Genomic DNA, 6788 nt, shown 5'->3' with positions numbered 1-6788 from the left:
CGCTGACCCTCACCGGCGGCTGCGGCGGCATGGGCGGCGCCCAGCCGCTCGCCGTCACCCTGAACGACGGCGCCTGCCTGATTGTCGACGTCGACGAGACCCGGCTGCGCCGCCGGGAAAGCAAGCGCTACCTCGACGAGGTCGAAACCGACCTCGACGCCGCCATCGCCAAGGTCCTGAAGGCGAAGGAGGAGCGCCGCGGCTGGTCCGTCGGGTACGTCGGCAACGCCGCCACCGTGTTCCCGGAGATCCTGCGCCGCCACAAGGCCGGCGAGCTGACCGTGGACATCGTCACGGACCAGACCTCCGCCCACGACCCGCTGTCCTACCTGCCCGAGGGCATCACCGTCGCCGAATGGCAGGCCGAGGCCGCGGCGGACCCGGAAGGCTTCACCAAGAAGGCCCAGGCCTCGATGGCCAGGCACGTCCAGGCCATGGTGGAGTTCCAGGACGCCGGCGCCGAGGTGTTCGACTACGGCAACTCCATCCGCGACGAGGCCCGCAAGGGCGGCTACGACCGCGCGTTCGAGTTCCCCGGCTTCGTCCCGGCCTACATCCGGCCGCTGTTCTGCGAGGGCCTTGGCCCGTTCCGCTGGGTGGCGCTCTCCGGGGACCCCGAGGACATCGCCGTCACGGATGCGGCGATCAAGGAGCTGTTCCCGGAGAACAAGCACCTGCACCGCTGGATCGACGCCGCCGGGGAGCGCGTCGAGTTCGAGGGCCTGCCGGCGCGGATCTGCTGGCTGGGCTACGGCGAACGGGCCAAGGCCGGCCTGCTGTTCAACCGGCTCGTCGCCGAGGGCAAGGTCAAGGCGCCCATCGTGATCGGCCGCGACCACCTGGACTCCGGCTCCGTCGCCTCCCCGTACCGCCGTGACGCGGCGACGTTGATCTCACCTGGGTCTCGATCCACCACGGCGGCGGGGTCGGCATCGGCCGGTCCATCCACGCCGGCCAGGTCTCCGTCGCCGACGGCACCGAGCTCGCCGCGCAGAAACTCGAGCGGCTGCTCACCAACGACCCCGGCATGGGCGTGATCCGCCACGCCGACGCCGGCTACGACCGCGCCGTCGAGGTCGCCAAGGAACGCGGCGTCCGCATCCCGATGCAGGAGACAAACTAACTAACCACCATCGCGACCGTGCCCAACCAGATCCCCTACCCAACTAGGTCGCAGTAGGTGTCGTTATGGGACGCGAAAACGACATCAACTGCGACCTAGTTGGGGAGGGCGGGTTCGGCAGGCTCGATCGCCAGCAGAACCGGTTCGCTGGGCATTTCGAAGGAAGCACAATTGATTGAAATTGATGGCACCAACCTCAGCCTGGTCGACATAGCCGCTGTCGCCTCCGGGGCCGAGGAGGTTCGGCTTGCTCCCGAGGCGCGGAGCAGAATGGAAGCTTCCCGGCAAGCTGCCCGGGAGACTGCGCGTAGGCGGCCGGTCTACGGGCGGTCGACCGGCGTCGGCGCCAACCGTTCAATCGTCCTTCCACAGAACCGCACCGGCGGGCAGGCGAGTCCACACGGACTTAACCTGCTCCGCAGCCATGCCGCGGATGCCGGAGCAACACTCGGGCGGGAAGTTGTTCGGGGCATGCTGGTGGTCCGGCTCTCACAGCTGGCGGCGGGAGCCGCCGGCATCGACCCGGCCATAGCTGAAGCGCTGGTGCATATGCTCAACGACGACACTATTCCCGAGGTCCGGGAGTTCGGCGGCATCGGCACGGCGGACCTCCCGGCGCTGGCCGGAACTGCCCTGACTCTGCTGGGGGAGCGGCGCCCCATGGGGGGAAAGCAGCTCCGTACAAGGCTCAGCGACTGGGACACCGCGGACGCCCTGCCCTTCATCAGTTCCAATGCCCTGACCATCGCGCGGGCCGCACTGTCCCATCAGGTGCTTGAACGGCTGCTGCATAACGCCGCAACGATCAGCGCGATGTCGTTCACGGCATTGTCCGGAAACCCTGAGGCTTTCAGCCCGGCCGTGGCCGCCGCGGCCGACACGGAAGCAGTCTCCGAAGCAGCGGACACACTGCGGTCCCTCGTGGAGGGACACGGCACCCCAGCACGAATCCAGGACCCCTACTGCCTGCGGACACTGCCCCAGGTGCTCGGTTCCCAGTCCGAGGAGCTGTCATTGCTGGGGAAACTCCTTGCCCGGCTCGTCGTGTCCGGGCACGAGAACCCGATGGTCCACCGATCCCCGGCAGACGGCACCAGCGACGTGTCGCATCACGGTCTGTTTCAGATGACTAATCTGGCGCGGCGACTGGATGCACTCGAGCTGGCCCTCGGTTCGGCCTGCGCAACCAATCTCCGCCGGATAGATCTCCTCTGCGACCCGGTTTATACAGGACTGAACAGGTTTCTTGCCGCCGACGATGCCGGACAATCGGGCGTCATGATGCTCGAATACGTCGCCGCAGCAGCCGCCAGCCGCATCCGGGCCAATTCACATCCCTCGAGTCTGCAGACCGTCGTTCTTTCCCTGGGCGCCGAGGAGGACGCCAGCTTTGCCAGCGAGGCTGCCGCCCGGCTTGAGTCCACTGTGCAGGCGCTCCCGACAATCCTCGCAGTTGAGCTCATCTGCGCCGTGCGTGCCCTCCGGCTGCAAGGGCACAACGCGGAAGACTTCAAAAGCCTGCGACTCCGCCGGATGATGGCCGCGGGGAGCGAACTGGACAGCGATACCGGTGACCGTGACCTTCGTGACGATCTCGACCTCGGCAGTGAAATCACCCTCAGAGATTTCACTGGCTGACATCTTTCGGTGAGCTCGTCGCGGAGAACAGGGCCATTAGCCAAGCTCGGGGATAAGTTCTGCTTCCTCATTTTTGGTGAGACCGGCACGGCGCGGCTTCTCGATGCCCGTGCTTTCTTCCCATTCCAGCGTGTCACGAAGTGTTTCTTCGAGCGGGCGCAGCACCAGCCCTGCGCCCTTCGCCCGCATGTTCGAGCGCGCGTTCATGCCCTGCCACTCCGGATCACTCAGCCACAGGGGCAGGGACTTCGGGCCGGCCCATTCCTGGACACCATGCCGATGAAGCCACTCAGCGTCGGCTACGGCGAGCTGTCCTTGGTGGCCGGCCACTTCCCGGGCCGCAGCTATGTGCTCGGCGAAGGAGTGTTTCTCTCCGGTGGCGTTGTAGACGCCGCTCAGCTGCCCTTCGCAGTTCTGAACAAGCCAGGCAGCGAGGTCCCGGACATCAATGACCTGCACGGGAAGCGACGGTGCATTAGGCACGAGCACCGTTCCGTCTTCAACCGAGGGGTTGGCAAACCGCATCGGCCAGTACCCGGTGCGGCCGAAGATGTCTCCAGGGCCCCCGATGAGTCCCACCCGGGCGATCATGCACCGCTCGGCACCGAGTCCCTCGAGGACGGCTTTCTCGCACGCAGCCTTCGCCTCACCGTACGTCTCCATGGTCTCCATGACCTCGGACTCGAGGGGAGGCAACAGCGGGGCATCCTCGTCCTGTCCCAGCGGGCCGTGGTTCGCGTAGACGCTCACCGAGGACACGAACACGTAGTAGTCAGCTGACCGCAGGTCCCGCACCGCACGCTTCACGTGGCCAGGTTGGCGGGACACGTCCAAAACCGCGTCCCAGTGCACGGCGGACACGGCCTCGAGGCCGTGGTCGGCGTCCCGGTCCGACTGAATATGCGACGCACCGTCAGGAATCGGCCCTGACAGTCCTCTGGTCACGCACGTCACTTGATGGCCGCGTCCGACCGCCTGGCGGGCAACCTCGTGACCAAGCCAGGCCGTGCCTCCGAGGACGAGAAGTTTCATACCGACATAGAACCAAAGAACCGCTCCCGAACACAGGCATTCCCCGCAGAGCGGATCCGTAAACCTCCGAACGGCGGACGGTGTCACGGATGTCCAAGGTGCCGACGGTCTCCGTCAGGACCCAGAGGGCCGTTTGTGCCCGGGCCCGGCGATGGGCACTAGACTTGATCTGATGTCTGAGCAGCCCGCCCCCAGCCCCACTTCCGGTTCACCCCTTCCTGCCGAAATAGCCTCGGCCCTCAAGAGGGACGGCGCCGGACTGGTCGCCGCCATCGTGCAGCAGTTCGACACCCATGAGGTGCTCATGCTGGGCTGGATGGACGACGAAGCCCTAAACCGCACCATGACCAGCGGACGGGTCACCTTTTACTCCCGCTCCCGCCAGGAGTACTGGCGCAAGGGGGACACGTCCGGCCACGTGCAGTGGGTGAAGTCCGTGGCTCTCGACTGCGACGGCGACGCCCTCCTGGTGCGGGTCGACCAGGTCGGCGCGGCCTGCCACACCGGAACGCGAACATGCTTCGACGGCAGGGCCCTGGACGTCGTGGCCGGACCGGCAGAATAGCCCGGGTGGCGGAGGCCACCAAGGCGGACGGGGAGCACCGGGCCGGCCCCCGCCGCCAATGATCAGGCACCCCGCCTGCGAACCCAGGAACCATCCCAGAACAGACGGAGAACCAATAGCCATGCAGGACCTAGGAATCATCAGCCCAGGCCTCGAAGAATTCCGTGAACTCGCCGGGCACAGCCGTGTCATCCCCGTCAGGCTCAAAGTGCTGGCGGACGCCGAAACGCCGATCGGCCTGTACCGGAAACTGGCGCAGGGCCAGCCGGGCACGTTCCTCATGGAGTCCGCGGCAGTCGGCGGCGCCTGGTCCCGGTATTCCTTCATTGGTTCCCGTTCCCGGGCCACGCTGACCACCAAAGACGGCCAGGCCCACTGGCTCGGCGAGCCGCCTGCGGGCGTTCCGGTTGACGGAAACCCGGTGGATGCCATCCGCGACACGATCGATGCCCTGCGCACCGACCGGTTCGACGACCTGCCGCCCTTCACGTCCGGCCTCGTTGGCTTCCTCGGCTGGGAAACAGTCCGCCACTGGGAGAAACTCACCAGCCCGCCCGAGGACGACCTGCAGCTTCCCGAAATGGCACTGAACCTCGTCACGGACATGGCCGTCCACGACAACATGGACGGCACCGTCCTGCTCATCGCCAACGCCATCAACTTCGACAACAGCTCCGAGCGGGTGGATGACGCCTGGCATGACGCTGTCCGCCGCGTCAAGGAACTCCTCGCGCGCATCAGCACTCCCGTGACCCAGCCGGTGTCCGTGCTGGAACCTGCCGCCCTTGATTTTGCCGCCAGCGTTCAGGAACGGTGGGATGAAACCGACTACCTGGCTGCCCTCGACCGGGGCAAGGAAGCGATCGTGGACGGGGAAGTCTTCCAGGTGGTCATTTCCCGCCGCTTCGAGATGGAGTGCGGCGCCTCCCCGCTGGACGTCTACCGGGTGCTCCGCAACACCAACCCGAGCCCGTATATGTACATCTTCAGCCTGGAAGATGCGGCCGGGCGCGAATACTCGATCGTCGGATCGTCACCCGAGGCCCTCGTAACCGTCACAGGCGAGGACGTCATCACCCACCCCATCGCCGGCTCCCGGCCCCGCGGCAAGACCGTGGATGCGGACAAGGCCCTCGCCGAAGAACTCCTCGCGGACCAGAAGGAACGCGCCGAACACCTGATGCTGGTGGACCTGTCGCGGAACGATCTTTCCAAGGTTTGCGTGGCGGGCTCCGTTGACGTCACACAGTTCATGGAGGTCGAGCGGTTCAGCCACATCATGCACCTCGTGTCCACGGTGGTGGGCCGCCTGGCCCCCTCGGCGAAGGCCTACGACGTCCTGAAGGCCACCTTCCCGGCAGGAACGCTGTCCGGCGCGCCGAAACCCCGCGCGCTGCGCCTCCTCGACGAGCTCGAGCCGCACCGCCGCGGAATCTACGGCGGCGTGGTGGGCTACCTGGACTTCGCCGGTGACATGGACATGGCCATCGCCATCCGCTCCGCGCTGCTGCGGGAAGGACGGGCCTACGTCCAGGCCGGCGGCGGCATAGTGGCGGACTCGGTCAAAACCGCTGAGGCGCAGGAAACCGTCAACAAGGCGGCGGCACCGCTCCGGGCCGTCCACACCGCGGGCTCGCTGCACAACATCACACCGGAGTCCGTCACCGAGGCCGGATCAACCGGGACAGCATCAACCGGGACAGGGCCAACCGGGACAGCACCCGCCGGGGCAGAATCCTGATGGCGGTTCCAGCAAGTTCCGGCGCGCAGGCCAAGGCCCGCAGCGCCCCGGCCTGGGCCCGCAAGTCTACGCTGGTCCTGCTCATCGCCGTGATGGCGCTGGCGGTCTTCGGCACCACCACCCAGACCTGGATGACCGTCAACCTGGACCCCCAGCAGCTGGGCCAGGCCGCCACGGGCCAGGGCGGACTCCAAGTCCAGGGCAGCAAGGCCGCCACCACGGTAACTGCCCTGGCCCTCGTTGCCCTCGCCGGCGGCCTCGCCGCGTCCATCGCCGGCAAGATTGCGCGCTGGATCATCACGGCCATCATCGTTCTGGCGGCAGCGGGCATCATCACCGCCGCCGCGACCGTCCTCGCGGATCCGCTGGCGGCCGCGCAGGGATCCATCGCCGCGGCCACCGGGATCACCGGGAGCAGCGCTGACGTGAGTGTCACGGCGTTTCCGGTCCTCGCCGTCGTCGCCGGTTCCTTGCTGGCCCTTTGCGGACTGCTGGTGATCCCGGCGGGACGGTACTGGAAGACCCGGACCAAGTACGACGCCGTCGCGCACGGGGGCGCTGCCGCGCAGTCCGGCCCCGTGGACGAGATCGACAGCTGGGACCGGCTCTCCCGCGGCGACGACCCCACCTGAGCAGTAGCGTCACGGAGGCGCGCGCCTGCCGGCGATGCCGAAGGCCGCGCCAAAAAA

The 6788-nt window shown here is 67.1% G+C and carries 5 protein-coding genes and 1 pseudogene; 5 read left to right on the top strand and 1 reads right to left on the bottom strand.

Annotation, left to right across the window (positions count from 1 at the left end; genetic code table 11):
• A pseudogene (locus ASG92_RS06060) lies at positions 1–1123 on the top strand (urocanate hydratase); the annotation flags it as partial.
• 171 nt (positions 1124–1294) lie between these two features.
• Complete coding sequence (locus ASG92_RS06055; protein ID WP_056625893.1) at positions 1295–2761, top strand: aromatic amino acid lyase; 1467 nt, start codon at positions 1295–1297, stop codon at positions 2759–2761.
• 36 nt (positions 2762–2797) lie between these two features.
• On the opposite strand, the gene ASG92_RS06050 is transcribed toward ASG92_RS06055, so the two are convergent.
• On the bottom strand, positions 2798–3793 hold the full coding sequence (locus ASG92_RS06050; protein ID WP_056625890.1) for an NAD-dependent epimerase/dehydratase family protein: 996 nt from the start codon (positions 3791–3793) through the stop codon (positions 2798–2800).
• A gap of 172 nt (positions 3794–3965) precedes the next feature.
• Here ASG92_RS06050 and hisI point away from each other — a divergent pair, with 172 nt between their 5' ends.
• The 3 genes from hisI to ASG92_RS06035 all read left to right on the top strand — a co-directional run bounded on the left by hisI (position 3966) and on the right by ASG92_RS06035 (position 6731).
• Positions 3966–4358 (top strand): phosphoribosyl-AMP cyclohydrolase, encoded by a 393-nt coding sequence (gene hisI, locus ASG92_RS06045; RefSeq protein WP_056625885.1) that lies wholly within the window; start codon positions 3966–3968, stop codon positions 4356–4358.
• A 121-nt stretch (positions 4359–4479) separates the two neighbouring features.
• A complete protein-coding gene (locus ASG92_RS06040; protein ID WP_056625883.1) occupies positions 4480–6099 on the top strand; it encodes an anthranilate synthase component I in 1620 nt (539 codons plus the stop codon).
• Entirely contained in the window at positions 6099–6731 is a 633-nt protein-coding gene (locus ASG92_RS06035; RefSeq protein ID WP_056625879.1) for a Trp biosynthesis-associated membrane protein, read from the top strand. Before ASG92_RS06040 ends, ASG92_RS06035 begins: the two co-directional genes overlap by 1 nt.
• Positions 6732–6788: the final 57 nt, after the last annotated feature.

The sequence above is a fragment of the Arthrobacter sp. Soil736 genome, assembly GCF_001428005.1.
Lineage (GTDB): Bacteria > Actinomycetota > Actinomycetes > Actinomycetales > Micrococcaceae > Arthrobacter.
Note: the sequence above shows the minus strand (reverse complement) of the source record. Positions and strands in the feature narration are given on the sequence as shown.

What these genes read in the sequence shown, in the direction of transcription:
- ASG92_RS06050 (WP_056625890.1), bottom strand. Translation starts at nt 3,793, where the DNA reads ATGAAACTTCTCGTCCTCGGAGGCACGGCCTGGCTTGGTCACGAGGTT.
- hisI (WP_056625885.1), top strand. Translation starts at nt 3,966, where the DNA reads ATGTCTGAGCAGCCCGCCCCCAGCCCCACTTCCGGTTCACCCCTTCCT.
- ASG92_RS06040 (WP_056625883.1), top strand. Translation starts at nt 4,480, where the DNA reads ATGCAGGACCTAGGAATCATCAGCCCAGGCCTCGAAGAATTCCGTGAA.
- ASG92_RS06035 (WP_056625879.1), top strand. Translation starts at nt 6,099, where the DNA reads ATGGCGGTTCCAGCAAGTTCCGGCGCGCAGGCCAAGGCCCGCAGCGCC.